Source organism: Paenibacillus sp. J45TS6 (assembly GCF_018403285.1).
Lineage (GTDB): Bacteria > Bacillota > Bacilli > Paenibacillales > Paenibacillaceae > Paenibacillus.
Genome location: NZ_BOSJ01000008.1, coordinates 116,084 through 142,193 on the forward strand (window position 1 = coordinate 116,084; position 26,110 = coordinate 142,193).

27 protein-coding genes are annotated in these 26,110 nt (G+C 42.8%); 10 read left to right on the forward strand and 17 right to left on the reverse strand.

The genetic code is table 11. From position 1 onward, the window contains the following. Window positions 1–88: 88 nt before the first annotated feature. Together nfsA and KJS58_RS13730 are read right to left on the reverse strand one after the other, a co-directional pair. A complete protein-coding gene (nfsA, locus tag KJS58_RS13725; RefSeq protein WP_213533066.1) occupies window positions 89–832 on the reverse strand; it encodes an oxygen-insensitive NADPH nitroreductase in 744 nt (247 codons plus the stop codon). Window positions 833–848: 16 nt separating this feature from the next. Further along, window positions 849–1,226, reverse strand: coding sequence for a hypothetical protein (locus KJS58_RS13730; RefSeq protein ID WP_213533068.1), 378 nt, complete (start codon window positions 1,224–1,226; stop codon window positions 849–851). A gap of 254 nt (window positions 1,227–1,480) precedes the next feature. Between KJS58_RS13730 and KJS58_RS13735 the strand changes: the two genes are divergently transcribed. Together KJS58_RS13735 and KJS58_RS13740 are read left to right on the forward strand one after the other, a co-directional pair. Beyond that, window positions 1,481–2,056 (forward strand): RNA polymerase sigma factor, encoded by a 576-nt coding sequence (locus KJS58_RS13735; RefSeq protein WP_249717291.1) that lies wholly within the window; start codon window positions 1,481–1,483, stop codon window positions 2,054–2,056. Beyond that, the gene (locus KJS58_RS13740; RefSeq protein WP_213533070.1) at window positions 2,053–2,862 is read left to right on the forward strand and encodes a hypothetical protein; all 810 of its coding nucleotides are present in this window, start codon (window positions 2,053–2,055) and stop codon (window positions 2,860–2,862) included. Before KJS58_RS13735 ends, KJS58_RS13740 begins: the two co-directional genes overlap by 4 nt. A 25-nt stretch (window positions 2,863–2,887) precedes the next feature. On the opposite strand, the gene KJS58_RS13745 is transcribed toward KJS58_RS13740, so the two are convergent. Further along, window positions 2,888–3,928, reverse strand: a complete 1,041-nt coding sequence (locus tag KJS58_RS13745) for a YeiH family protein (protein ID WP_213533072.1) — start codon at window positions 3,926–3,928, stop codon at window positions 2,888–2,890. Window positions 3,929–4,108: 180 nt separating this feature from the next. On the opposite strand from KJS58_RS13745, the gene KJS58_RS13750 reads away from it, so the two are divergent. Further along, window positions 4,109–4,996: a LysR family transcriptional regulator gene (locus KJS58_RS13750; protein WP_213533074.1), complete on the forward strand. Its 888-nt coding sequence runs from the start codon at window positions 4,109–4,111 to the stop codon at window positions 4,994–4,996. Between the two features lie 17 nt (window positions 4,997–5,013). Here KJS58_RS13750 and KJS58_RS13755 read toward each other — a convergent pair whose 3' ends face one another. The 4 genes from KJS58_RS13755 to KJS58_RS25655 form a co-directional block, all read right to left on the reverse strand. Further along, window positions 5,014–5,763: a uracil-DNA glycosylase family protein gene (locus KJS58_RS13755; RefSeq protein ID WP_249717292.1), complete on the reverse strand. Its 750-nt coding sequence runs from the start codon at window positions 5,761–5,763 to the stop codon at window positions 5,014–5,016. Window positions 5,764–5,944: 181 nt separating this feature from the next. Next, window positions 5,945–8,380: a heavy metal translocating P-type ATPase gene (locus KJS58_RS13760; RefSeq protein WP_213533076.1), complete on the reverse strand. Its 2,436-nt coding sequence runs from the start codon at window positions 8,378–8,380 to the stop codon at window positions 5,945–5,947. 156 nt (window positions 8,381–8,536) lie between these two features. Then, a complete protein-coding gene (gene copZ, locus KJS58_RS13765) occupies window positions 8,537–8,737 on the reverse strand; it encodes a copper chaperone CopZ (protein ID WP_213533078.1) in 201 nt (66 codons plus the stop codon). Between the two features lie 72 nt (window positions 8,738–8,809). Then, window positions 8,810–9,220, reverse strand: a complete 411-nt coding sequence (locus KJS58_RS25655) for a metal-sensitive transcriptional regulator (RefSeq protein WP_213533080.1) — start codon at window positions 9,218–9,220, stop codon at window positions 8,810–8,812. Between the two features lie 344 nt (window positions 9,221–9,564). Here KJS58_RS25655 and KJS58_RS13775 point away from each other — a divergent pair, with 344 nt between their 5' ends. Then, on the forward strand, window positions 9,565–10,083 hold the full coding sequence (locus KJS58_RS13775) for a metal-dependent hydrolase (protein ID WP_374705815.1): 519 nt from the start codon (window positions 9,565–9,567) through the stop codon (window positions 10,081–10,083). A 184-nt stretch (window positions 10,084–10,267) separates the two neighbouring features. On the opposite strand, the gene KJS58_RS13780 is transcribed toward KJS58_RS13775, so the two are convergent. Continuing rightward, the gene (locus tag KJS58_RS13780) at window positions 10,268–10,957 is read right to left on the reverse strand and encodes a type 1 glutamine amidotransferase domain-containing protein (protein ID WP_213533084.1); all 690 of its coding nucleotides are present in this window, start codon (window positions 10,955–10,957) and stop codon (window positions 10,268–10,270) included. A 73-nt stretch (window positions 10,958–11,030) separates the two neighbouring features. Here KJS58_RS13780 and KJS58_RS13785 point away from each other — a divergent pair, with 73 nt between their 5' ends. Further along, window positions 11,031–11,360, forward strand: a complete 330-nt coding sequence (locus KJS58_RS13785) for a MerR family transcriptional regulator (RefSeq protein WP_213533086.1) — start codon at window positions 11,031–11,033, stop codon at window positions 11,358–11,360. Between the two features lie 205 nt (window positions 11,361–11,565). On the opposite strand, the gene KJS58_RS13790 is transcribed toward KJS58_RS13785, so the two are convergent. The 6 genes from KJS58_RS13790 to KJS58_RS13815 all read right to left on the reverse strand — a co-directional run bounded on the left by KJS58_RS13790 (window position 11,566) and on the right by KJS58_RS13815 (window position 17,694). Beyond that, window positions 11,566–12,324, reverse strand: a complete 759-nt coding sequence (locus KJS58_RS13790) for a nucleoside phosphorylase (RefSeq protein WP_213533088.1) — start codon at window positions 12,322–12,324, stop codon at window positions 11,566–11,568. Between the two features lies 1 nt (window position 12,325). Then, the gene (locus KJS58_RS13795) at window positions 12,326–12,997 is read right to left on the reverse strand and encodes a sulfite oxidase-like oxidoreductase (RefSeq protein WP_213533089.1); all 672 of its coding nucleotides are present in this window, start codon (window positions 12,995–12,997) and stop codon (window positions 12,326–12,328) included. A 32-nt stretch (window positions 12,998–13,029) separates the two neighbouring features. Further along, window positions 13,030–13,953: an ABC transporter permease gene (locus KJS58_RS13800; protein WP_213533091.1), complete on the reverse strand. Its 924-nt coding sequence runs from the start codon at window positions 13,951–13,953 to the stop codon at window positions 13,030–13,032. Then, window positions 13,937–15,004, reverse strand: coding sequence for an ABC transporter permease (locus KJS58_RS13805; protein WP_213533093.1), 1,068 nt, complete (start codon window positions 15,002–15,004; stop codon window positions 13,937–13,939). Before KJS58_RS13805 ends, KJS58_RS13800 begins: the two co-directional genes overlap by 17 nt. Beyond that, window positions 15,001–16,503 carry an ABC transporter ATP-binding protein gene (locus KJS58_RS13810; RefSeq protein ID WP_213533095.1) on the reverse strand — a complete coding sequence of 501 codons (1,503 nt, stop codon included), beginning with the start codon at window positions 16,501–16,503 and terminating at the stop codon, window positions 15,001–15,003. Before KJS58_RS13810 ends, KJS58_RS13805 begins: the two co-directional genes overlap by 4 nt. A 153-nt stretch (window positions 16,504–16,656) precedes the next feature. Next, a complete protein-coding gene (locus KJS58_RS13815; RefSeq protein ID WP_213533097.1) occupies window positions 16,657–17,694 on the reverse strand; it encodes a BMP family lipoprotein in 1,038 nt (345 codons plus the stop codon). Between the two features lie 264 nt (window positions 17,695–17,958). Here KJS58_RS13815 and KJS58_RS13820 point away from each other — a divergent pair, with 264 nt between their 5' ends. From KJS58_RS13820 to KJS58_RS13830, 3 genes are all read left to right on the forward strand, one after another. Beyond that, window positions 17,959–19,335: a hypothetical protein gene (locus KJS58_RS13820; RefSeq protein WP_213533099.1), complete on the forward strand. Its 1,377-nt coding sequence runs from the start codon at window positions 17,959–17,961 to the stop codon at window positions 19,333–19,335. Window positions 19,336–19,494: 159 nt separating this feature from the next. Then, window positions 19,495–20,094, forward strand: coding sequence for a DUF5317 domain-containing protein (locus tag KJS58_RS13825; RefSeq protein ID WP_213533101.1), 600 nt, complete (start codon window positions 19,495–19,497; stop codon window positions 20,092–20,094). A gap of 239 nt (window positions 20,095–20,333) precedes the next feature. Beyond that, window positions 20,334–22,196, forward strand: a complete 1,863-nt coding sequence (locus tag KJS58_RS13830) for a bifunctional diguanylate cyclase/phosphohydrolase (RefSeq protein WP_213533103.1) — start codon at window positions 20,334–20,336, stop codon at window positions 22,194–22,196. Window positions 22,197–22,277: 81 nt separating this feature from the next. Here the strand turns inward: KJS58_RS13830 and KJS58_RS13835 are convergent, their stop codons facing one another. Continuing rightward, complete coding sequence (locus tag KJS58_RS13835; RefSeq protein WP_191799918.1) at window positions 22,278–22,448, reverse strand: hypothetical protein; 171 nt, start codon at window positions 22,446–22,448, stop codon at window positions 22,278–22,280. 371 nt (window positions 22,449–22,819) lie between these two features. Between KJS58_RS13835 and KJS58_RS13840 the strand changes: the two genes are divergently transcribed. Then, window positions 22,820–23,662, forward strand: coding sequence for a sensor histidine kinase (locus KJS58_RS13840; RefSeq protein ID WP_213533105.1), 843 nt, complete (start codon window positions 22,820–22,822; stop codon window positions 23,660–23,662). Next, the gene (locus KJS58_RS13845) at window positions 23,659–24,315 is read left to right on the forward strand and encodes a response regulator (RefSeq protein ID WP_213533107.1); all 657 of its coding nucleotides are present in this window, start codon (window positions 23,659–23,661) and stop codon (window positions 24,313–24,315) included. The genes KJS58_RS13840 and KJS58_RS13845 overlap by 4 nt, the downstream gene beginning before the upstream one ends. A gap of 67 nt (window positions 24,316–24,382) precedes the next feature. Here the strand turns inward: KJS58_RS13845 and KJS58_RS13850 are convergent, their stop codons facing one another. Then, window positions 24,383–24,781 (reverse strand): TIGR02328 family protein, encoded by a 399-nt coding sequence (locus KJS58_RS13850; RefSeq protein WP_213533109.1) that lies wholly within the window; start codon window positions 24,779–24,781, stop codon window positions 24,383–24,385. 17 nt (window positions 24,782–24,798) lie between these two features. Continuing rightward, entirely contained in the window at window positions 24,799–26,049 is a 1,251-nt protein-coding gene (locus KJS58_RS13855; RefSeq protein WP_213533111.1) for a DUF445 domain-containing protein, read from the reverse strand. Window positions 26,050–26,110 lie beyond the last annotated feature (61 nt).

A 26,110-nucleotide genomic window follows, 5' to 3' on the forward strand; every position in this document is an offset into this window, starting at 1 on the left:
AATACTCGCTCTACATACGTGGAGAGCCCCTCGCACTTCAATGCGAGGGGCTCTCCTTTTTTATTTGTATAACAAATGAAATAAGGTACTAGCGTTTCATAAACCCTTTACCATCAAGGAATGATTTTAACTGAAGACGAGCAGGCTCCGTCAGTCGTTTCGTCATCATCTCAGACCAGGTAGCAGACTGCTTCCCATTAGAACGTTCACGCATATAAGCCGATAAGGTCTCATCATACTCTTTTACCCCAGCCATAGACTGCTCTTTATTATAGCCGTTTCTATGCAAAACAGCTTTCAACGGAAGACGCGGACGAAGCACAGGATCCTGATCCGGTACCCCGAGGCACATACCAAACACAGGGTACACGAGCTCAGGTAGTCCTAGTAGTTCAGAGAGTTCTTCAATGTTATTGCGGACTCCGCCAATGTATACAACACCAAGTCCCAGAGATTCTGCAGCAACAGCAGCATTCTGAGCGGCGAGCGCTACATCAATGGTGGACACCACAAAATTCTCCATGGTATTTTCGTAGGTTTCTACCCCTGCAGCCTGTATTTCAGCCGTTTCACGAAGTCTGTACATATCTGCACACCACACGAGGAAAACAGGGCACTCATTTATATAAGCTTGGTTCCCCGCAAGACTCGAAACCTTATCTTTTAGCTCGGAATCGGTAACGGCAATTACACTGTAGGCTTGTACATTACTTGAAGAAGAGGCCATTTGCCCTGCCGCTATGATTGTTTCTAGCTGTTCCTCTGTCACAGGTTCATTTTTGTATTTGCGAATCGACTTGTGATTCATTAATAGATTGATTGTGTCGTTCATTTCTCCTTCACCCCTTCTATTTAACCTTCAGATAATCTTCAATGTCCTGCGGAACCTCATAGTATGTGCCATCAAGCCCACTCAGTACATGACCGTCCCCAATATATACAAGATCTACTTTTGGAAAATGCATAAGAACCGCTTCTTTTGCAGTCGCAGGGTTAATTCCTTGTGCTTCCTCAGGCACTTCGATTGACTTGCCTTGATTCAAGATCGCAATCATAGCCGATAATTCTTGCTCATCCGTGATGGTCCTAGATGCTTCTTCTTGGCGAATCAGCACTTCACTGCTCCCTGTCAAGCTATCCGCATATGGCGGTAATTCTTCCTTCTGCGAACAAGCAGAAAGAATCAGGATCAATAACATGCCTAACATAAGGCCGTATTTCTTCATGATGTCTTTTCTCCTTCCTAGATAGTGATCATTACAGAGATGTACTAAGTACATTACCCATATATGATCATGTTCTATCTTTGGTCTATTTTCTAACCTCTCTTTACAGGCAACAGACATTATTTATAAAATCATTTCTGCTCCATTCTTTTATTTTAGCACGAAATGATATAAGTGTTGTGATGAGGAACATCTCTGCATCTAGGAACTTATTTCGACATTATGTAGTCTATAGAGTAGTGAGGTGAGCAGGCTTGGATTACAGCGATCTTAAACATGCAGTTACGCTGGATAACGATACTTTATATCAAATCATGGACGACTTTGGTAATGACGTATGGAATTATGCTTTTTTTCTGACCGGAAGCCGGGACCATGCCGATGATATTTCGCAAGAGGTTTTTATTAAGGCCTATCAAGGAATTCACACCTACCGGGGTGAAGCTTCACTCAAAACATGGCTGATCACCATCACACGAAATACAGTTCATTCCTACCGAAGATCTCGTTTCTTTCGTCAGAGCCTCGGCAGTAAACTTTTCTCGATAGATGATGAAAAAACAGCGGAAAGCAGTGCTTTATCGTCACATAGCCGAATAGCCCCTTCTGCCGAATCGATCGTCATGGAACAGCACTATGAGGATTCGATATGGGAGATTATTATGAGCTTGTCTGTCAAATCGCGGGAAGTACTCATTCTTGCTTTAAAATATGAAATGAAAATTCATGAGATCGCTAAGATCCTCCACATATCAGAAGGTACAGTGAAATCACGTCTTTCCAGAGCAAAGGAAAAAGTACAAAAAGAACTAGGGAGGCGGGCAGAATGACAAAACATCATGAAGAGTGGGAAAAACGGGTTAAAGAGGATCCTTTTGCAGATCAACCTTTCACGGAAGAGCATAAGCGGCAAGTCATTCAGGCGGTGCAGCGCATTTCTCAAACACCGGCTCCCAAGAAAAAAAACGTTTGGCTAAAACGCATCCTGCCGAGTGTCGCTGTATGCACCACTCTTATAGCCGCAGTATGGTGGTTTCTGCCCGGTACGGAACTTACACCCAGCCAGCCAGAAATGATCAGTATGAGCGAAGCTGGCCCATCTGCCGAGTCCACAGCGGAATCAACAGATAGCGAGCCTTACGCCATGACTCAGAAGGAAACGAATAGAAACGCTACACCACCTGAGGAGAGGGCAGACTCGTTACTTAAAGAGGAGCAGTCCAAATTAAGATTCTCGGATCAAGAACTTTGGTTACAGGATCGGGTTAAAGAAGCGGATCTGATTGCCGAGCTAAAAATAACAAATTTAATTCAGGATGAACTTGGTCTGCAAGCAGATGTTGAGAAGATCTTGATCTCACACGAAAATGAGGTGCCGAGCGCACTAAAAATCAACCTAAGTGAGACAGTAAATCTGACTACTCTTCCCCTTGAGACAGAAGATCGAGTCGTGCTTTTTTTGAAGAAAACAGAAAAATTAGATACGTATCATCTAGCAGGAGAAGCCCAGAGTATATACGTGGTTTCAGCAGATAATCTGGTGTCTTCCATCGGATCTACACCGAATTCTTCAGCTATGGAAGAAATCCCTTATGATGAATTTATAGAGAATATAAAAGCCCTTGAGGATCAATGATCCTAAGGGCTTTTGGTCTTTTACCTTATGCAAGTCCGAATAAATGTACGAGTGCAAAACCAAGAAGTGATAACAGAATGGAACCGATCCCGCCTGCAATAAACGAAGGCAGTCCTTTTTTTCTAAAGGTAGAAAACTGAACACCGAGTCCAAGCCCGGCCATCGCCATACCGATTAAAAGATAAGAAATTGTAATGATACCAGAAACCATGGCAGGTGGGATAATACCCAGTGTATTTATACCGCTCATCACCAAGAAACCAACAATGAACCAAGGAATAGGGATATCACGAACACTCATTTTTGCGCTCTCGCCGTGCTCAATGCGCTCCTTACGAGCACTCCACATCCCAATCACGATCGCAATCGGAACAAGCATAGCAACACGGGACAATTTAACGATAACCGCCAGATCGACTGCACTTTGTCCGCCCGGATCTGCTGCTGCAATGACATGGGCGATTTCGTGAAGTGTTGCACCAGAGAAGATGCCGTATCCAGATGCAGTGAGTCCAAGTACAGGGTACAATAGCGTATAGAGTAAAGTGAAAATGGTGCCAAGAATAGCGACCGTTGCCGCACTTATCGCTGTATCTTCATCACTTGCCTTTAACTGAGGAGAGATCGCAACCACGGCAGCTGCTCCGCAGATGGCCGTTCCGCAAGCCGTTAGAATACCCAGCTTCTGATCCACTTTGAAGACTCTCGTCAGTACATAGACCACCACGATAGCAAAAATAATATTGATTATGGCGATAGCCAGTACTTTCGGTCCCGCTTCAATTACGTCTGCGAGGTTAAGTCTTACTCCCAGCAGAATAATCCCGTACCTGAGCAGCTTTTTACTGGAGAATGATATGCCGCCTGAGGCGTGCTCAGGAATAGGGAAGAATGCCCTGTAAAGCATCCCCAGCAAGATCGCAAGTACAAGCTGGCCCATAATACTTAAAAAAGGAAGCATTGCTAAAAATCTTGCGACAAGCGCGATAGCAAGTGTAATACCAATCCCTAGGAAGAAGCCTTGTTTATTCGGCCCTCTTTGGGGTGCAGCTATAGATTTGCTCATTTTCAAACACTCCTTGTTTAACCTAGATGACTTCTGCGTGTTCTCATTTCTTTACTATAGTGGATCGTGTTTCCCCAGTGAAATACCGATATGCTATGCCAATCATTACAAATACTTATGATTGAAATAACAATGGACTTCTCTCGTCTCAAAGCAAACAAAAAACAAAGGAGAAAAAAGATGATTACAGATACTTTACGAGTATTCGTTACTGTTGCAGAGCTGCGTCACTTCTCTAAAGCAGCTGAATCGCTTAACCTGTCTCAGCCTGGTGTCAGTCTTCACATCCGTAATTTGGAGAATGAGATGGGAGCTAAGCTGCTTCATCGTTCTTCAAAACAGGTCCGCTTAACAGAAGCAGGTGAAATTCTGTATAAGCACGCTAAGCAAATGATGCACCTGTATGATGAAGCAAAACAGTCCATCCGGCTTCTTCAGCATGAAGTCACTGGTCAGATTCGACTAGGTGCCAGCTTTACCATTGGTGAGTATATTCTCCCCGGCATGATTGCGGATTATGCGAAGCAATATCCCCATGTCAATATCGAAGTAACCATTCGAAATACGGAAGAGATTATGCGAGGAATTCGCGAAGGAATGTTGGATATTGGTCTAGTAGAAGGAAAAGTAAGTGCGGCAGAATGGAACGCTGTTACCCCTTTTATGAAAGACCAAATGATTCTAATCGCCCCTTCTGATCATCCACTGGCAAGGGAACGTGTCATCGAATCTAAGCAGCTTCAAGACCAAATTTGGGTGCTGAGAGAATCCGGTTCAGGTACACGTGCCTTTAGTGATCAGTTCATTGCGGAGCAGGGGCTTCGTGTTAAACAGACTTATTCCTTTTGCAGCAGCCAAGGTGTGAAAGAAGCAGTTGTCTCCGGTCTTGGAATTGCTTTGCTATCCGAATGGATTGTACAAAAAGAAATCAAGTACAGAGAAGTAGCTCAAATCCATTTAAAAGAGCACCAGATGGAAAGAGAATTCAGCATGGTTCAATCCGCAGGTGTCGAGACTACGCTTGCTCATCGGATGTTTATTCAGCACTTGCTTACTTACGTATCGTAGTTTTGGGCTAAGCTCGATCAAGACAGGCTGTTTTTTTGCAGCTGACGAAGCGTTTGTATCATTTCAAGTTTTGCGGTTTCGAACTGCTTGTGTCGATGCCCATTTGCACCCGAAGGATGAGGGAATCCCCACAAATAATTGCCCGCTTGAATCATGTTTTGATGAATCATCTGACGCAGCACCTTCTCAACTGACTTTCCTAACGGGATAATTAGCGGCCCGCTCAGCATATTTATTTCTTGTGAAAAAGATTCAACTGCTTTTTTATACAAAAATTCATTCTTCGTTAATGATGGTAAATGTCCGTTGTAGTTCTGTTTATCGACAAATACCGGGTATCGCAGTAAGGACGTTGTATGTAAAAGAGTAGTATTAACGTCAAATAAGTCACTTGCTTTTTCGATACCAAAATAATGGGGTAACTCCAATTCTTCAAGCATGCTGATGATATTTGTACGCATCGATCCAGCGAACCGGGCAGCTATTTTCGCTGCTTTACAAGCTTCTTCATCTGTCTCTCCTCTGTGCAAAGACTGTGCAGCCGCTTGATAAGCCCGTTCCATCTGTGTCCAGCCTGGCGTAATGCCTACGATTACCATTTTCGCGAGCGGGTTGATGTACTCATTATGGGGAGCATAATACATTTCCAGTTGCCCTTCCCTCGCCATTAACAAATCTTCAATTAATAAATCCTGTTTTGAGTACTGATCCTTGATCGGAAGCGACCCAATAAACGATAGATAGGATTTGGATTGTGCTGATAACATATGATCTCCTCCGTTCTTTCTTGTTGAAACTTCTTATTTCAACCATCCTATAACCAAAAAAAGATATCCTGCACTCGCTCAAAAAGCCAGCCAGGATATCTTTTTTCTACATCCTAAGAATCTCACTGTTCCATCATCATTAAGCCTCTACCTCAGTAACACAGTTTATAGTCTTATTTGCTTACAGCTTCACTCGCTGTAACCGCAGTGCATTAAGTACAACCGATACCGAACTTAGTGCCATTGCTGCTCCCGCAAGCCATGGAGCAAGCAGTCCCATCGCGGCAATAGGAATGCCGATGACATTGTAACCAAGGGCCCAGAACAGATTTTGTTTAATATTCCCCATTGTACGGCGACTCATCATAATCGCATCAGGAATGCTGTTCAGATCACCGCGCATCAGCGTCACATCCGCTGCTTCCATCGCTACATCGGTACCTGTTCCCATCGCCATACCTGTATCTGCCGTAACAAGGGCTGGAGCATCATTGATACCGTCGCCTGCCATCGCTACTTTTTTACCTGTCTGCTGAAGTTTTTTCACTTCTTCCGCTTTGCCTTCGGGAAGCACTTCAGCCAGTACATGATCAATACCCGCTTCTTTAGCAACCGCTTCTGCAGTCCGCTTGTTATCACCTGTCATCATAACCACTTCAATACCCATTTCTTTGAGACGCTGCACAGCAGCACGGGAAGTTGGTTTAATGGTATCAGCGACAGCAACGGTTCCTGCCCATTTGCCATCGATAGACAGCAGCATTGCTGTTTTTCCTTTTTCCTCTAGCTGCTTCATACCTTGGTCTGCCATCTTACTATCAACATGGTGCTTTTCTAATAATCGGCGTGTCCCGATAAGCAGCTCTTGACCATTAACCTTAGCTTTTACCCCGTAGCCAGGAATATTCTCAAAATGTTCTGCTTCTGGGAAACGAATACCTTTAGCCCCAACTCCCTGCACGATCGCCTGTGCCAGCGGATGTTCCGAAGCGTTCTCGGCAGCGGCAACTAGAGATAGAAGTTCCTCTTCCGCCAGGTCATCACGAGTAATAACATCCGTTAATTGCGGTTTTCCTTCCGTTACCGTTCCTGTTTTGTCGAGCACAACAATTTCGATTTCTTGTGCATGCTCTAGATGTTCTCCACCTTTAAACAAAATTCCATATTCAGCCGCTCTGCCTGAACCTGCCATAATAGAAGTTGGCGTAGCCAGACCAAGCGCACACGGACATGCAATAACGAGTACTGCAATGGCTTTTTCGAGAGCATTTGCAAACTGTCCTTGATCTACAAAGAAGTACCAGACCGCAAAGGTTAACACCGCAATACCTACGACAATCGGTACAAAAATACCAGAAATAAGGTCTGCAATCCGCTGAATCGGTGCTTTTGAGCCTTGCGCTTCTTCCACTACTTTAATAATTTGAGCAAGGGCTGTATCGGACCCGACTTTTGTGGCCCGAACAGTAAGCGCACCGTTTTTGTTAATAGTAGCCCCAGATACGTTGTCCCCTGGTTTCTTATCAACAGGAAGACTCTCCCCGCTGAGCATCGATTCATCCACAGAAGAGGAGCCTTTCTCAATGACTCCATCCACCGGGAATTTCTCACCAGGCTTCACAATAAATAGATCACCCGCAACTACTTCTGATGCCGGAATCGTCTTCTCTTCTCCGTCACGTATGACAAGTGCCGTTCTTGGCGCCAGCTCCATCAAACTGCGGATGGCCTGAGATGAACGTCCTTTAGCAACACTTTCGAACCATTTCCCGACAAGAACGAGCGTAATGAGGATGGCACTTGTCTCATAGTAGAGTTCAGCACCATGATGTCCGCCCTCTATTGTCCACGCAATGCTTAAATAAAGGCTGTAGAAGTACGCTGCCGAAGTTCCGAGAGCGACAAGTACATCCATGTTTGCACTCTTATTGCGAAGAGCACCATAGGCTCCTCTATAAAATTGCCATCCAATTATAAACTGGATTGGTGTTGCAAGAATCCACTGGAACCAAGGATTCATGAACAGGTCAGGTACATAAATCCATGAGGTGAACGAGAAATGACCTACCATGGCCCACAATAATGGGATAGACAGGATTGCGGAAATAATCCACTTCCATTTTTTACGCTCCAGCTCTTTTTGACGAAGATCTGCAATATCTTCCTTCGCTTGCTGGGGAAGAGCGCCATAGCCAAGCTGCTCCACCTTTTTCACAAAATCCGTAGAGCTTGCTGTACCGGAAGCATATTCAATATGGGCGGTTTCCAGCGCCAAATTCACATTCGCCTTGGTAACCCCAGGCATTCGGCTGAGTCCTTTTTCAATTCGAGTGGCACATGCAGCACAGGTCATTCCCGTGATGTTTAGATCCACACTTTCAACAGCCGTTCCGTATCCAAGAGAATCGATTTTATTCTTCAGATCATTTACACCGACCGCTGCAGGGTCATATGTAACCGACGCTTGTTCCAGCGCCAGATTCACATTTGCTTCCTTAACCCCTTCCATGCGCGACAGCCCTTTCTCAATTCGGGTCGCACATGCAGCACAAGTCATACCTGTTATATTCAGTTTGGTTTTTTTATCCGTGCGGTTTACTTCTGTCGATTCATTCATTACGATCCATCTCCTTTATACCCCACAGGGGTATATATGTGAGGTGAAAAAAGCAGCCTTTATCTGACTGCTCTTTATATGATAATACAAATAGAGCAGAAACGTTCAACATTAGATGCCTGAGCGTTTCTTTACTATGTTCAATTTCAAAGTCAATTAAACTACGTCATACCCTTGATCTTCAATCGCTTGTTTCATTTGATCGACTGTCACTTTTTGCTCGTCATATTCGATACTTACCTTACCTGCATCAAGATCCACATTTCCTTTCGCGCCAACAGTTTCAAGAGCACCTTCTACTGCTTTTACACAGTGACCACAAGACATTCCTTTTACATTCAATGTTACGTTACTCATTATGTTTTCCTCCTTAAGGTTGGTTTATAGAGCTCTACATTAGACTGACTAATCATAAAAAAATCACAATACTTACTTCATTAACTTCTTAACCGTAACCAGCAGTTCATCAATCACTTCAGAGTCTCCAGCCTGGATACGTTCAATAACACAGCTCTTCATATGACCTTCGAGCAACAGCTTCCCAACGCTATTCAGCGCAGATTGTACCGCTGCAATCTGTGTAAGTACATCGTCGCAATACGTATCGCGTTCGATCATACCCTTAATTCCTCGAACCTGCCCTTCAATTCGGTTGAGCCGTGACGTGAGAATGTTCTTCATCTCATCCGAGTGATGACTATGTCTTGGTCCGTCGTTGCCTTGAGGCGAATGAGCATCATGACATGCGCTGACTGCAAGAGCCCCTTGTGGCGAACAACAATCCACCGTCTTATTTGTTAATGCTTCATTGGGAGTATGGTCTACCTTGGACTCTTCCATTCCCATGACCTCCTTCGTCTCTATAAAGCTATAGTAATATACCCCCATAGGGTATGTCAATGATGAATAAGAGATTATTTGAAATACATTATTATTTACATATAATAGAAGTTATTCTATATTTATAGAAAATCACGAGTTCCACATGCTGCTTAACTATATTAAAAATCTAATGCGAGGTACTTATATGATCATTCATACGTTCATGCATATCCTTATAGGGGCTTATCTTTATACTCTCTTCTTTAGACCAACAAACAACAGAGAAAAAATAATGATTATCCTGTCTGGAGGCATCATTGGAATCTCCCCCTGATATAACCAAATTCTTTGGCGATCTATGGTTGCACAGTATCCTAACCATACCTTTCATAGGATTGTTATTTGCTTTGCTCTTATACTCTTTGTTAAGAATTAATCTGCTAAAAGGGTTATGGATCAGTATGGTAACCGTTTTTCTGAGTCACCATCTTATTGATTATCTAGGAAACGGGATTAACTTGCTGTATCCGATTAGTGGCGATGAAGTGGAGCTAGATGTGATTCCTAAGAGTATGGAAGCTATTATAATATTCGTATTATTACTTGGTTTCATTCTTTATTTATCGAAATTATCATTTAAATACTATATTATGCCTCTCATTGTCATCATCCTTCTGCTGATAGTCCAAATCACCTCATCTTTGACGATTCAGCACAAATTAGATACGAGATTACATCCAGCTACGATTACGATGACACCGGAAAACCAACTTTTGCATTGGGAGTTTGACGTTCGATTGGCAGATACAACGATAATCAAAGGTTCAGGCGCTTATCTAGATTACAAAATAGATCATACCACTCCGCCTCCTAAGGAGTAGCGAAACAATCCACTCACTGCGGCCCACTTGAGATGGGTTGAATAAAATGAAATGACAAAAGGCATTGGATATATATCTCCAATGCCATCGTTTTGCCATAACAGGCACCCCCATAGGGTGCCTGTTATTCATCAATCAAAGAGTTACTTCCATAATAGTGATCTGTGAAACCACCAATAGGATATTAACGTTTTGAATTCAACAATTTAATTACTTCTTCTGCAACTTCACCACCCGAAGCCGGATTTTGCCCAGTCACCAGATGATCATCAACCACTACGAATGGTGCCCAGTCATTTCCTTTTACATAATTAGCGCCTTTTTTAACCAGTTCATCTTCCGTTAAAAACGGAACTACTTTGTCTAATTCGATAGCTCTTTCTTCCGTATTGGCAAAGCCTGTCACTTTTTTATTAGCAATTAGATACTCGCCAGCTTCATTTTTAATGTTTACAAGACCGATCGAGCCATGGCACACAGCAGATACAATGCCGCCATTCTCATATATTTTCATAGCAATGTTCTGTAATTTTTCATTCTCAGGGTAATCCCACATCACGCCGTGACCGCCTGTATAGTAAATAACATCATAGTCTTCTGGATTAATATCTTCTGCAGCTAGAGTTGTTCCTAACTTATTTAAGAATTGATTGTTTTGGTAATATTCCCAGTCTAGTTCCGTCATAGAGTCTTTCTCTAAACTATGCGGATCGATAGAAGTGTAGCCTCCGTTAGGGCTGACATAATCAATTTTGTGTCCTTCTTTCTCCATTTTATCTACGAAATGTACTGCTTCTCCCAACCATAATCCTGTAGCACGCTCTAATTCTGGGTATTTGGATACATTGGTTACAACTACTAAAATATTTGCCATTATGTTCACTCCTGTTTATATGATAGGATGATTGTATTGGTTAAACCTTACTTTAAGTCAAGAGGGGAAAAATATGTATTTTATTCAACAAGCCAGCGAGTATTCTGAGATACCAGCAAGCTCCATTAGATACTATGAAAAAATAAATTTATTACCTGCATTAAAAAGAAACGCAAATGGTGTTCGTGTATTTGACGACAAGGACATTGAAATTTTGAAACTTGTAAAGTGCTTTAGAAGGCTGGGAATGCCTATTCAAGAAATAAGAGAGAATATCTCAAATATAAACTTGGAATATGAAAGTATAGATACCAGCGCCATTTTGCTTCAACATAAAAAGAGCCTGGAGGATCAAATCCTGATTCTAAACTCTTTTATTGAAGAAATAGATGATAAATTGTAGTATTTCAGATCTTTAAATCATACCTTTGTGATGTAGCTGCTTTGCTTGCTGGTCATACCGCGAGGAACAGGCCGATCCATCGCAGGAGGAAATCGGACTATTTTTATTCATGTAAAATAAAAATAGAGGGGCATCGGAATCATATTTATTCCAATGCCCCTCTTGTCTTCTAAGCAAGCCATCGCTGCGGACTAGATTTTATCTACTATGAATGAATATCTTTGGTTTCTGTACCCGTATCTTGCTGAGTAAGAGTTACTATCGCTTTCAGCGCAGCTTCCATCTCACGCTCTACCGCATCACTCACCACATTCGTATGCGGATCATACTCGGCAGCAAGATCTTGGTCGGCAAAACCGTCAATCGCTACAATCGCTCCCGCCCGCGCGCCTCGTAGAGAGCTGATTACAAACAGAGCTGCTATTTCCATCTCCGCGCCAAGCGCACCTGCCTGTTTGAATTTTTTATGCGGAATTTCCTCAACTCCGTTAAAGAAGGCATCCACGGTGACTGTCATCCCTTTTCGAACCACACCTCGCATCGCAGTTGCAGCGCTATATAAAGCTTGGGTAACTTCATGATCTGCTACCGCAGGGAAACCATCCGGTACCAGCTGTCTTGTAAGACCATCTGTACGAATTGCAGCTGTACTTACCACAAGGCTGCCTGCAGGTACATCCGCAGTATAAGACCCCGCCGTTCCCACTCGAATCAGGGTGGTCACTCCGGCGCGAATTAGTTCTTCAAAGCAGACTGCTGCTCCTGGGCATCCCACTCCATGACTTACCACAGCAATAGGGACACCTTCATACTCGCCCACAAATGTACGATATTCCCGGCTGAATGCAAGTTCTCTTGCTCCCGTCAGCTTGCTTGCCATTTTCTCTGCACGGAATGGATCTCCACATACGACCGCATAAGGCGGGATATCTTCCGAATGAATCTGTAAAATAGGCAGTAACATATTAATCAAACTCCTTCTTCATCCACTCATCTTCTGGAATCGGCAGTTCCTCATCTGAGAAACGCTGCTCCTGAAATGGATCAGCTGTATTATGAAATCCGTTCCGTTCCCAGAATCCATGACGATCTTCTGTCATAAACTCAAAGCCGCGAATCCACTTGGCACTTTTCCAAAAGTAAAACTCAGGAACCACCAGGCGCAGCGGCCAGCCATGCTTAGGTGTTAAATCTTTGCCATCATATTTAAAAGCGAGCAGCACATCATCCCGCAAGAGCGCTTCAATCGGCAGATTCGTCTCGTAATCTTGATCTGCGTGAATCATCACGTATTTTGCTTCCGGTTTGATTTTGAAATGCTTCATAAAGTCAGTAAACCGAATACCCTCCCAGGCCGTATCAAATTTAGACCAGCGAGTAACACAGTGTATATCACTCACCGTATTTGTCATCGGAAATTGTAGAAGGTCTTCGTAGGAGAAGCTTACTTCTTCCTCTACTGCTCCGTAGACGCGCAGATCCCATGTGCTCATATCATACTCTGGGACTTCACCTTCATGCAGTATAGGAAATTTCTCAGTCAACACCTGTCCTGGCGGCAGACGATGTGCTAATGATTCATCAATATTTACCGTTGGCGACTTTGTTCCTTTTAGTCGCTCTGCTTTATTTTTCATATAAACAGCCCCTCCCTGTGCATCTTTCTTTGTTACCTTGAGCTTCCGCCCGCTTTCTGTGCATCCTCTGCATACGTCTTATCCTTGAAGAAGAACATTGCCGCAAGTGTAATAATATAAGGAAGCATAGTGGTGAAATGGGACGGAAGTGAGAAACCTTGCAAACGAATTCCCAGTGCCTCCATAAAACCAAACAATATACTTGATGCCATTACAAGAATTGGACTGGACTGACCGAGCATTGTAGCAACAAGTGCGATGAATCCGCGTCCTGCTGTCATTCCTTCTGTAAACATCGTCACTTGTCCAAGCGACAACTGTGCACCGGCAAGCGCACAGAGTACGCCGCACATCAGTACAGCAAGGTATTGCGTACGGCGAACGGGAATACCAAGACTTTGTGCAGCTACTGGATTCTCCCCAACAGAACGGAGCCGAAAACCAGATACTGTTTTAAATAAATAGAAATGAAGCACGAATACGAGAATATATGCCAGATAGACAAGCGGTGAATGACCAGAGATGACGTCCCCGATCCATGGAATATCTTGAATGAATGGGATATCCCATTTCGGTAATCCGATCATATCCTTATCGTAATAAGCACCCTTCACATCAAAAATAGCGCGTAACGAGAATGTCGTAAGTCCCGCTGCCAGAAAGTTAATAGATAAACCGACCACAATTTCATTGGCCTTTAGGTTAATACTGACAAAAGCAAATACAAGCGAGAAGAACGAGACAATGAGAATTGCAAAAATAATGGCAATCACCACGTTATGAAATAAATAGTTACCTACAATAGAAGAAAAGGCTCCAATAAGGACTAATCCTTCCAGACCTACATTAAATAAACCAACACGGGAACATAATGCCCCTCCGAGCGCAGCAAGCAAAATGGGTGTAATCATACGAAGAGTCGCATTAAATAAGGCTGCATCAAGAAGCTGTTCCATTTGTTTTGTTCCCCTTTCTTCGTTTTAGGAAGCGATAGCCGATTTTTGCGGATACGAAAAGAGTCAGCACAGCTTGAATTACACTACCTACTTCCAGTGGCACCTCGGTATTCCGTTCCACACCCATAGACCCGGTCTGAAGAGCAGACAGCAGAAAAGCTGAGAAAGCCGTACCAAGCGGATGCGATCCAGCGAGCAGGGTAGCCATAATTCCGCTCCATGCATAATTCGCACTGCTCAGTGAACCATCAATATACCGGTACTGGGTACCCAGCACTTCTCCTGCTCCTGCAATTCCAGCCAGCGCTCCGCTGACAATCATCGAAAGCATCATCATTCGCACTCTTTTCACTCCGCCAAAAGCAGCAAAGGAAGGATTGCTTCCGAGCATTCGAATCTCGTATCCTGGTACTGTTTTTTGCATAAAAAAGTAAATGACTACGGCAGCAATGATTGCGATAATAAATCCGGCATGAAGACCCATGCCTTGGAACAGTTTAGGCAGCCATACACTTGGATCAACCATCGGTGTCTGTGCCATTGCCGCCGATCCCGTTGTATCCTTAAGCGGATACGCAACCATATATCCCGCAAATAAAGCAGCTATGTAATTGAGCAACAGCGTAGTAATCAATAAATTCATACCAAATTTGGCATCCAGCCAGCCGGCAAAAAGAGACCAGATACCGCCGACAATTGCACCGGCAAGAATGGAGACAATCGTGACAAACCAGCCGGGTCCTGGCAGGTAGAGCGCAGTAATTGCGGAAGCTAAAGCCCCTAGCAGCATTTGCCCTTCAGCCCCCATGTTAAAAAATCCGGCTTTAAAAGCAAGAGCAACCCCAAGCCCGATCAGAATAATTGGCGTGGCTCGTGACAGTGTATTAGTGAAGAAGTAGAAACTGCCAAAGGCGCCCTTCCACATCTCCCCGTAAGTCTCAAATACATTGCCGCCGACAACCAAGATCGCGATCGCTCCTGCAAGCAGGCCGATCACTACAGCAAGCAGCGGCTGGATTAAACTTTTCAAATGATTCTTCAACATGCTCATGCCTGTTGTTTCCCCCCTGCCATCAGTAAACTGATGCTCTCTTCGGTCGCATTCTCTGCCATAAGTTCTCCTGCGATTTCTCCTTCATACATGACAACAACCCGGTCCGAGAGTTGCAATATCTCTGACAATTCAGAAGATACAAGTAAGATCGCGGCACCTTGATCTCGCTGATGGAGCAGTTCTTTATGAATCGTCTCCATTGCCCCAATATCAACGCCGCGCGTCGGTTCAGCAGCAATGAGAAAAGGAGCTTCATGAGCAAACTCGCGGGCAGCAATCAACTTTTGCAAGTTTCCGCCGGAGAGATACTGTGCTTTTGTCTCGACAGAACCAGTCTTTACTCCAAAGCGCTGAATCCATTCCTCTACTTTCTTGCGTACCTTACGAGAGGAGATAACCCCTTTGTTCTGCAGAGTATGATGGTGACCCATCATTCCATTCTCAAGAACGGTCGCATCTTTTGCAGCTCCCCACATATAGCGGTCTTCCGGTATATGGGCAAGACCTGTCTCCCTAATTTTGCGAACAGAAAGCCCGGTAATATCCTGACCTGACAAGCGGATCGATCCTTCACTGACCGGTCTAAGCCCGGCAATGGCTTGAATCAATTCCGATTGTCCGTTCCCCGATATCCCTGCGACTCCAATGACTTCGCCTGCGTGAACCGTGAGGTTAATATCTCGGAGCGATGTTTGCTCTTTGGATCCCTTCATCGATACTCCTTCGATTTCAAGCACAGCATCCCCAGGCTGAAAAGGCTTTTTCTCCATTCGCACCAGTTCTCTGCCTACCATAAGTCTAGATAGCTGCTCAACATCTGTGTTTTTTGCCTCAAGTGTTCCCGTCACGCCCCCATCTCGAAGTACCGTGATGCGATCAGACACTTCCATGACTTCCTGCAATTTATGCGTAATAAGGATAAAACTTTTGCCGAGCTTCGTTAGAACACGAACGTTAGTGAGAAGTTCTTTTACTTCGAGCGGAGTTAGTACGGCAGAAGGTTCATCCAGAATAATAATGTCTGCCCCTTGGTACAGTACCTTCAGAATTTCAACGCGCTGCTGCATACCAAGCGAACACTCACCTGTTTTTTTCCACGGATCAACCGGCATTCCGTACTTTTCACCGAGTTCTATGACGATTTTGGCGGCCTCATTTCGATCAAAGACAACACCGCTTTTGGATGGTTCACGGCCAATCACTATGTTCTCAGCAATCGTAAAAGACGGAAACAACATGAAATGTTGATGGACCATGCCGATTCCATGAGCAATCGCGTGTGAAGGCGTTGTAAAGCTCACTTCCTTGCCGTTTACCCGGATGCTGCCCGAGGTCGGTTCTTCCATCCCGTAGAGAATGCGCATCAGTGTCGTTTTCCCTGCACCATTCTCCCCTACAAGGGCATGAACCTCGCCTTCTTTTAAATCAAAGTTCACTTCTTTATTCGCCGTAAGTGTTCCATACTTTTTTGTAATCCCGCTCATTTCTAGCAGCACGCGTATCCTTCCCCCTTCTCCTCTTAATGAAGAAAAAACCGACTACCTGTGTTGGGCAGCCGGCCAAATCTTGAAGAACTAACAATCATTCCGAGCTCTAACATAGCTGTAGTAAATTCTTCTTCCATTTTGCTCTAAAAAGAAATGTATTACTTAGTTACTTTGAAGCGGATCCGTCACTACGATCTCACCAGATACAATCTGATCTCTGATTGCTTTCACTTTATCAACCACTTCTTGTCCAATGAATGGACTAAGCGGGGATTCACTATCTCTAGTTACAAATGTAAGTCCCACGCCGTCTTCTTTCAGACCATAACTTACATAGCCGAACTCAAACGAACCATTTGCAAAAGCCTTCAACTCTTCATAAGCAATAGAGTCTGTCGATTTAAGCTGTGATAGAACAATATGTTCTGGATCTTCTACCGTACGATCTGTATCTTGACCGGAAGTATAGAAACCTTTTTCTTTCGCTGCTTCAAATACACCAAGATCACCTACTGCAGAAGCCCCAGCAATAAAGTCAGCTCCTTGATCAGCTTGAACGATCGCCAGTTCTTTTGCTTTGGCAACATCATTAAATCCACCTGCATAGTTAATCAGGAATTTGGCATCCGGGTTAACGGAAGCAAGTCCTTCTCTAAATCCTTCGGTGTACTTCTTAATCAAAGGAATATCTTGAGCGGCAATCATGCCGACAATGTCTGTTTTGGTTGCGAGGCCCGCTGCTGCCCCAAGTAGGTAAGCACCTTCATATTCTTTAAATCCAACACTTCGAACATTAGGCAGATCAATAACCGTATCTACGATAGCAAAAGACTTGCCTGGATTTTCAGTGGCCACTTTAGTAAGAGCATCCTCCGCTTGGAAGGTAGCCGTCATGATAAGATCATAATTCTCTGCTACAGCTGCACGAAGATTCTGTTCAAATGCTGCCGGGTCTGTCGATTCGATCGTCTTTACTTCAATTCCGAACTCTTCCCCTGCTTTTTTGAACCCTTCATCCATCTGCACGAAGAAAGGATTGACACCAATTTTCTCAGGAAGTACAAGAACTGCTTTTTTAGACTCTTGCTCGGAAGCGGATGCGCCTTCAGACCCATCTTTTCCACTGCTATCACTGCCGCAGGCAGCTAATAAAATGGAAAGCATTGAAATAATCAACACAAACGAAAGAGCTCTTTTCATAGTGACCTAATCCCCTTTTCCTATTTTCATAGTTCCATAATACGAACATTGTCGATGTGTGTCAATTAATCTTTCGGATTTTACTATATATAAAGGTAAAATATATGGTTTGTCGCTAATTGTAATCAATATAATGCGAATGTTTGATTGACACTCTTCTCAGCCTAGTGGTAAGATGATCCCTAAATTTAGAACATTAAACATACATAAATGGTAGGTTTAGTAGGATTATAACGTATTCAAATGATCTTGAGGAGTGGTCTTATGAAAAAAGTTTTATTAAAAACAGTCGTTGCAGCAAGTGTAGCTCTATCTGTTCTTCCTTCCACCTCGTTTTTTGCTTCCAATCCAGTCACCGAAGCAGCATCTATGTCTACGGTAAGTCAGTACGCTGGAGCGGACACGATCGAAGGATACGTGCAATTTCTCAGTAACAAATACGGGATTGTGTTTGAAGCGAAGCCAACAAAAGGAGACTTTATCGAAGCGGTCGCAAAAGTTCTTCCTATCCATGTAGAGAGCGACGATCCTGTTTTTACAGATATAGATTCCTCTGATCCACTCTATCCGTCAGCCGCCAAACTCTACAAGGCAGGCATCATCACAACAAACACAGTTCATGGGGATGCAAAACTCACTCCACTCGCAGCACTGTACATTGCATTGAAAGCAGCTGAAATCCAGGAACTCAGCTATACTTATCCATCAGCTAAAGTAGAAGCATCTCTTAAGAAACTAGGTTTTTCACCTTCTCGTATTCAGGGTAAAGCCGGTTCCGAGGTTGCTGCTGCGGTGGATACAGGTCTTCTCCCCTCTTCCTTATATAAGGAAACCGTAACAGCCAAACAAGTCTCAAGCGAATATGCAGCCGCTTTACTCGGACAAGTGCTGGAGCTAAACGGTAATTATAAACATAGTATTGGTAAAACCAGCGATGCAGACATCTATTCCAAGCTTAGTGATGCTTATAACACTTCTGATTTGATTGCAGCCCCCGATCTTCGTGCAATCGTAAATGAAGCACTGGAGAACAATGAAATTACCGGATATAACCTGAAAGATACTAGATATAACTCTAATTTTATAGATTCATTAAAACTTACGTATGGTCATGATGACGTTAAACATGCGAAGCAGTTAATCGGACTATTACGAAGTGAAGGAATTCAGGCCGACATCCAGCTTGAGCCCAAAACATCGGCATTCATTTATTTAAAAGAGTGGGGCGAGCCGAAGGAGACTGACAATTATAAAGTAGAGCAAATAGCAAATGGGAATTACATTGCTTATGCGAAAGAATACGATCTTGTACTAGAATTTAACAATATAGATGATAAAAACCGATTTAATAATATAGTACTTGCTTATGCTAAGAAAAATAGCGATGAACAGAAAGATCTTTTATATGGTTCTTGGTGGCAGCCGCTGTACTACTCACCAACAGCCCTTTCGAACTATGAAGTCATCGTAAATAACAAAATAGCAAAAGGAAATTACTATGCTCAATCGTTTACTTTAGAAGAAAATGCAAAAAAAGTATCCGATGCACTAAAAAAACGCGCACCTGATGCCGATATATCTAGTTATAAACTGTGGGTCGATGTACCTTTTTATAACTATTTACAAGGCGGATATGAATAATTCTTTAGGAATTCTTAATTAGTTCCCTAACACGCAAACTAATTTTTTTGTATCAGACAAATTAACTAAAAAATATTTTGAAAAAAAGAAGGAATTTGTATATACTAGTCGAATATAACTATTTGACTGGAAAAAAATACGATATACGGAGATTAATACATGGTATATGATGGTATAATTCTTGGACTTATCGTCGGATTGTTCAGAGGCGGTCTCAAGAATGGTCTCATGCAGTTTGGTCAAATTAAGTTAAAGGGCGGACTTATCTTTCCGATCCTTCTACTCATTCAGTTCCTTATTTTTCGCTTTCAAGGAGATGCCTCCTGGTTAGCACCTGTTTCAGGGTATTTCTTTATGTCCATCTACGTTATTGGTATGGCGTTTCTGTGGATGAATCGACAGAATAAAGGCTTTATGATTATTCTTATCGGTGTTTTTCTCAATTTTCTTGTGATGGCTGTGAATGGTGGCCGGATGCCTGTATCACTCGACGCAGCACAAGTATTGGGACCCTATTACACAGAACTCTTATCTAGCGGTGATGCAGTGTATAAGCACTACATGCTGGATGCCTCTACTAGATTGTCGTTCCTTGGGGATATTATTCCTCTCTCTAATCCTTATCCGCGAACTCAGGTTATTAGTATTGGTGATGTCGTTATGAACCTTGGCATTTTCCTGTACATCCAGAGTATCATGGTTCCCAAAAAGGATACTGAAGATCAAGATCTCGCACCTAGTTTACATACATCTAACTAACTTTTAAGGAGGATACACACTATGAAAAAAACAAACATTGCTCGCATCATCATGAATGCGGTTATCGTAGCTTCTGTTGTTGTTGCACTTACTTCTGGTTTCTCCCTTGGCTAAAAACTAGACTTGCAGATTACTACAAAAACAGGCGAATAAGCCTGTTTTTTTATTTATATAATGAAAATGATTAATGTCATGATAAAATAATACAATAAGACGAAAATATAGGAGAAATTAGTCTCATGACAAATCTCTATTCAAAAATCAAGAAATTAGATATTAGTATGTGGTATATCGTTTTTCTATGCTTAGGTGGATTTTTGACCTTCCAAAACATCAATGGATGGGCTTTTTTTCATTATTCCAGCGAGCAGTGGGTTCAGCTCTACGTGATGGTGGGAGCTACTTTAATACTGAACAGCCTTATGTTCCGGCTTCCTCCAGAAGGAAACTTAATGTCTTTTGATTCTTCCATTTATCTAGCATGTGTTTTTATCTACGGAAGCGAGTTTACTCTGTCCGTACTACTAATTTGCTCCTTGTTATACGCAGTTTATAAGAGAGGCATACCCTGGTGGAAACAATGTACCAACTTTGCCCTTTATTCTATTATGATTTCTCTTTGTTATAAGGTCTTTCTATCACTGGGTGGCAGTCTTGGTACTGTAGATTCACTTAACTTAACCTCATACATCGTCTCTCTTGCTGTATATTTTATAGTTAACACTCTCGGACTTTTTCTATACTATTATCTTTTATACCGTAAGGATTTAATAAACACCTTAAAAGGATTTGTTAAGGATACCGTACTTGTATACCTATGCATGTTAATCCTCTCTCTTGTGTTATGTGTCTTAATCGTAAACAATGGAACACTCGGTCTCATTCTATTTCTTAGTTTGGGTATTATGTTATCGCATGCTTTCCGTCTATTATTCTCTATGTATCATCAGATACTAAATCGTTCTAATATTGATCAGCGGACCGCTCTCTATAATCATAGTTTTTTTGAAAGTTCGCTTGATTATCATATTATAGAAGCTAAAGTTAATGACAGACCTCTCTCATTAGCCATGATTGATATTGATGATTTTAAAAAATACAATGACAGCTTCGGCCATTTAAAAGGTGACCTGCTCATCAGTTTTCTCGGTTCTATGTTGAAAGAAGAAACAAAAGACACCTCTATTGTGGCTTCCCGTTATGGCGGTGAAGAGTTCACCCTTCTTATGCCGGGATATGACTACGAAAAGGCTCGACATTTTGTTGATAAGTTGAGAAAAAAACTAAACGATACTCCTTTTGATGGTGTAGAAGTTTTTCCACATAAATGCTTATCTTTTTCTGCTGGAATTGCTCAGTACAGTATCGACCTATATGATAAATCACAGCTTGTGGACCATGCTGATAAAGCACTGTACTACGCTAAGAAACAAGGAAAAAACACCGTACATACTTATGGCTGTGACTTAACGATGGAAGACGAACTAGATTTGTCTCATGAAGTAAATTACATTGAGCAACAACTCAACTTATTTATGTACAAAGATATAGATACATTTAAGCACTCAAAAAGAGTATACAAATACGCGTTAGATATGAGCAGTATTCTATCCTTAGACAAAGAAGAAAAAAGAGAATTTGTTCTTGGAGCACTCATTCATGACATCGGAAAACTTGAGATTCCGTGGGGTGTTCTGAATAAAGAAGGAAAACTTACTCCTGAAGAGTGGGAGACCATCAAACAGCATGTTACCTGGGGCAAGAAAATCGCGCTTACCGATCCGCGTTTTAGAGATTTAATCCCTTATATCGAGCTTCATCACGAACGATTTGATGGTAAAGGTTATCCGCATGGACTGAAAGGGAAAGAGATCCCTAAACTATGCCGGATGCTCACCGTTCTTGATTCTTTTGATGCCATGACCACCGAACGGCCTTACCAGAAAACAAAAACGCTGCAAGAAGGAATTATTGAGCTTCGAGCTTGTGCGGGAACTCAGTTCGATCCAGAGCTAGTTGAGATCTTTATTGCCTATATTCTTGAACGGTCACCAAAAAACGACCTGACTATGCAGGAAGAGACTGCTCCTTATATGGTATAAAAAAATAGAACCCGGATCATCCGTTTCTGTAATCCAGAAGTAGATGAACCCGGGTTCTTTTTTAGTAGTAGTTATTGTTGTTTAACGTCTTTCTGTGTTCAACTCATGTGAGGTTTGATAGAGTTCTTTAATCATTTGTTGTAAAAACATGCTTTGCTGTCTCGTAATGCCCTTTTGATTTTCCCGAATTAGCAACTGTTCAATATTTTTCTTCAGTAGTTCACTGCGACGTTCCAACACGGCTAGACTCATGTCTCTACATACACTCCTTTTAATTTTCTCTAATTTAGTGACGCTCCTAGTTGCTGAAATGAGAAGAGCTAAAATGGAAGCACCTCTTCATCAGCAACATCGATATTACCATAAGTATACAGAAGGACGGGGTACAAAGGAAAATTGCATTCTGCGTTAGAATACAGCATAACAGGAAGTGAGCAAGGATGACTCTCCCCTACCACCTTTTTTTCATACACATCCTTCCATATACTTAAAATCACGTACCATGTTTCTATTTACCCCTTCGCCTAGGACTGAAACGAATCCCTTTGCTTCAGGTTAGGAGGTATAATAAAAGAAAGCAGGATATTTAGCTTGATTCTCCCCTGTGATAAGGAGTGCTGCTCATGAGCTATAAACATATCAAATGGATGATTCTTATCATTCCGACGATTACGGTCGGTCTATGGGAATACATACGGCATCAGTTTCTTATGCCCTATCTTTCAATGGAAGCCGGGAATTGGCTGACACCTGTCATTATTTATCTTGTCAGCGTAACCCTGTTAAATAAGTTATTTCAGGTTATGGAACGTGCTCAGGCAGAGTTAGAGAAAGAAAAAGCAGCAAAGTCTGCTCTTGAGGCTAGAGAACAAATGGCAAGGGAATTGCATGATGGGATTGCTCAATCTTTATTTTTATTATCGGTACAAATGGATAAAGTGGACCGCAACATGTCTGGTTCAGCTCATCAAGATGAACTGCGAGATGCAAGAAAAACAGTGCATGAGATTCACCATTATGTGAGACAGGCAATTGCTGAGCTTAAGATTCCAGAAAGCCCTAGCGATCTTCCCGCGCACCCGCAGCAGATGCTTAGACAGATTGAGGATTTGATATACACCAGTCGTCTGGAATCAAAAATCAGCTGGAATATACCAGATGAGGACCTGACCACGAAAGAGCAAATTGAACTGATCGCTTGTATTAGAGAAGCTGTTCTAAATGTCCGAAAACATGCCAACGCTGGTTTTATTCAAATAACCGGTCAAGGGAATAAGGCATCGTGGACCGTATCCATTATGGATGACGGCTTAGGGTATACAGGTGATCCTTGGGATCGACCGGACCGATATGGTCTGCGGATTACGAGAGATCGGGCCGCTGAAATGGGCTGGGATTTTGCTTTTTATAACCAAGAACATGGCGGGACGTGTATGACCATAATGAAAGGAGGACCTGATTCATGAACAATACACGAGTACTCATCGTAGATGACTCTGCTCATGCACGGGCAGCCATTGAGGCTATTTTATCTGAGGATCCCTCATTTGAGATTGTAGGAAAGGCTACGAGCGGGGAAGAAGCACTCCGGCTTACGGAGGAATGGATGCCTGACCTCATTCTAATGGATATCAGAATGCCCGGTATGGATGGGCTGGAGGCAACGAGGCTGATCAAGCAGCGCTACCCCTATGTCATTATCGTGATGGTAACCGTATCGGATGATGTGACTCATCTGTTTGAAGCACTTAAACAAGGCGCTCAAGGCTACCTATTTAAGAATCTCTCTTCCTCAACCTGGCTGGAATACCTGAGAGCCATTGTATGCGATGAGGCCCCTCTCAGTCAGGAGCTTGCGTATCAAATTCTGCAGGAGTTCCCCAAGACGATGAAAACCGATGATAACCGCCCTCCTCTAACAAATAGAGAAAGGGAGATTTTGAACTGGGTCGCCTCTGGAAAAACGAACCGAGAGATAGCAGATGCGCTTGGGATATCCGATCAAACCGTTAAAAATCATTTAAAAAACATTTTACAAAAACTACAGCTAGAAAATCGGGTCCAGCTTACCCGTTATGCCATTGAACAAGGACTGGTGGAGCGAGATTTCCCCAGGTAAACCTTCAAAAAACACAATAAGAAAGCAGACCTCATTCATTCGTTGAGATCTGCTTTCTTTATGTTATCTATATAGCGGATCCTTGATCCTTCTCCACTATCATAATATAAATTCCTTTTGAAGCGAGATTCTGCGTACATTCTTCCATATAGTCATCATTATGTTCTTCATAACGACCATACTCATCCAGTGATTCGGTATACACCACTTCCCATCGCTCGCTCTGCTTTCCGCGATACAACGGGTCTTCCCATAGAATATCAACGTTGTACCCTCGGTTTTTCATTTCTTCAATGATAAGCAGATGGTATCTAACTAACTTCATGGGATGATATTCAAATACATAATTTACGGTAGCATGCTTCTTCCCCCAGCCCTTTCCGCGGAGAGCGCAGCACTCACGATGCTGACCGAGCAGCTGAGCTCTGGGGAGCTTACTAATCAAGTCTTCATGCCATAGACGCATAATATAAGCCCCTTCCTTTATACAAGAAGGATTTGAAGGACGGTAAGTACAACACCAATTAAGAATCCAGTAACTGCCCCGTTTATTCGAATCCACTGCAAGTCCTGACCCACTTTATCTTCGATCATTTCAATCAGTGTTTCATTATCCATGCGATCCACATTTTCTCTTACCAATGTTCCGATCTTGGAATGGTTGTGTTCTACAAGATGTGTGACACTGTTTACGATTTTCTCATTAATACGCTGTATCAATTCATCGTTAGCCTTCACTTCGGAAATCAGGGATTCAATGATCGGCAGAACATGCTCGGATACATATTTTCCATCTTCCATATATACAAGTGCCCGATCGCGCAGCTCCTGCAATTTATGTAAGACGGTCATCTCCGCATCCCAATTCTCAAGAAGCGAGTCTTTCCAATCACTTAGTCCAGCGACCACTTTATCTGAGTGTGCCAGTCTGATCAGCTGTCCTCGTATACCGGCTAACACCTGATGACGATTCGGGTGTCCCTCATATTTCAGATCCTGAACCTGTTCGTATAAGAAACGTTGCAGTATGCCGCCAAGGCGTTCTTCATTGAGATAACCCATAAGTGCATTCATGGCAAATTGCATAAGCCCGTTCACTTGCACAGAGTTCAGAGCCTTCATACCGATTTCACCAAGTGTATATAATGCTTCCGGTTTCGTAAGCCATGCCTCAGCTTGGTCCAGTCCGTAATCAAGTGCGATTTTATCATAACCCTTGCTGGTAATCTGCTGTTCAGCTTTGGATAGCAATGAGGATACGTCCATTTCACCAATCTGACGTTTCATTTCATTTGCTACGAGTGGAGCAATACGTTCAAGAGGAAGGGTAGCTACAATCCGTTTAGCGATGATATCAATTGCACCCTTGGTACCTTCTGACTGCAGCTCTTTCTCTGCCATTTCAAGGATCATTTCACTGATCGGTATCCCAGATATTTTAGCGGAGATACTTTCCTTGTTCAGTAAGTTATTCTCCACAGCGGACACGAGGCCATCGGTCATCTTGTCCCGGTTCTTGGGAAGCAGTGCAGTATGCGGGATCTTTAAACCGAGGGGATGACGAAATAATGCGGTGACGGCAAACCAGTCTGCCAGTCCCCCCACGAGGCCCGCTTCAAATGCCCCAACAAAGATCTTCCCTGCTATGCTTCCATGAAAAGGCAAAGAGGCAGCAAACCCAGCACCCATGATGACTAAGGACCATGTTGCTGCTTTTTTTGTCTGTTTAACCATATTTCTAGACTCCTTTATATATATCTTAACTTTTTCATTTACTGACATTATTTACTTAAAT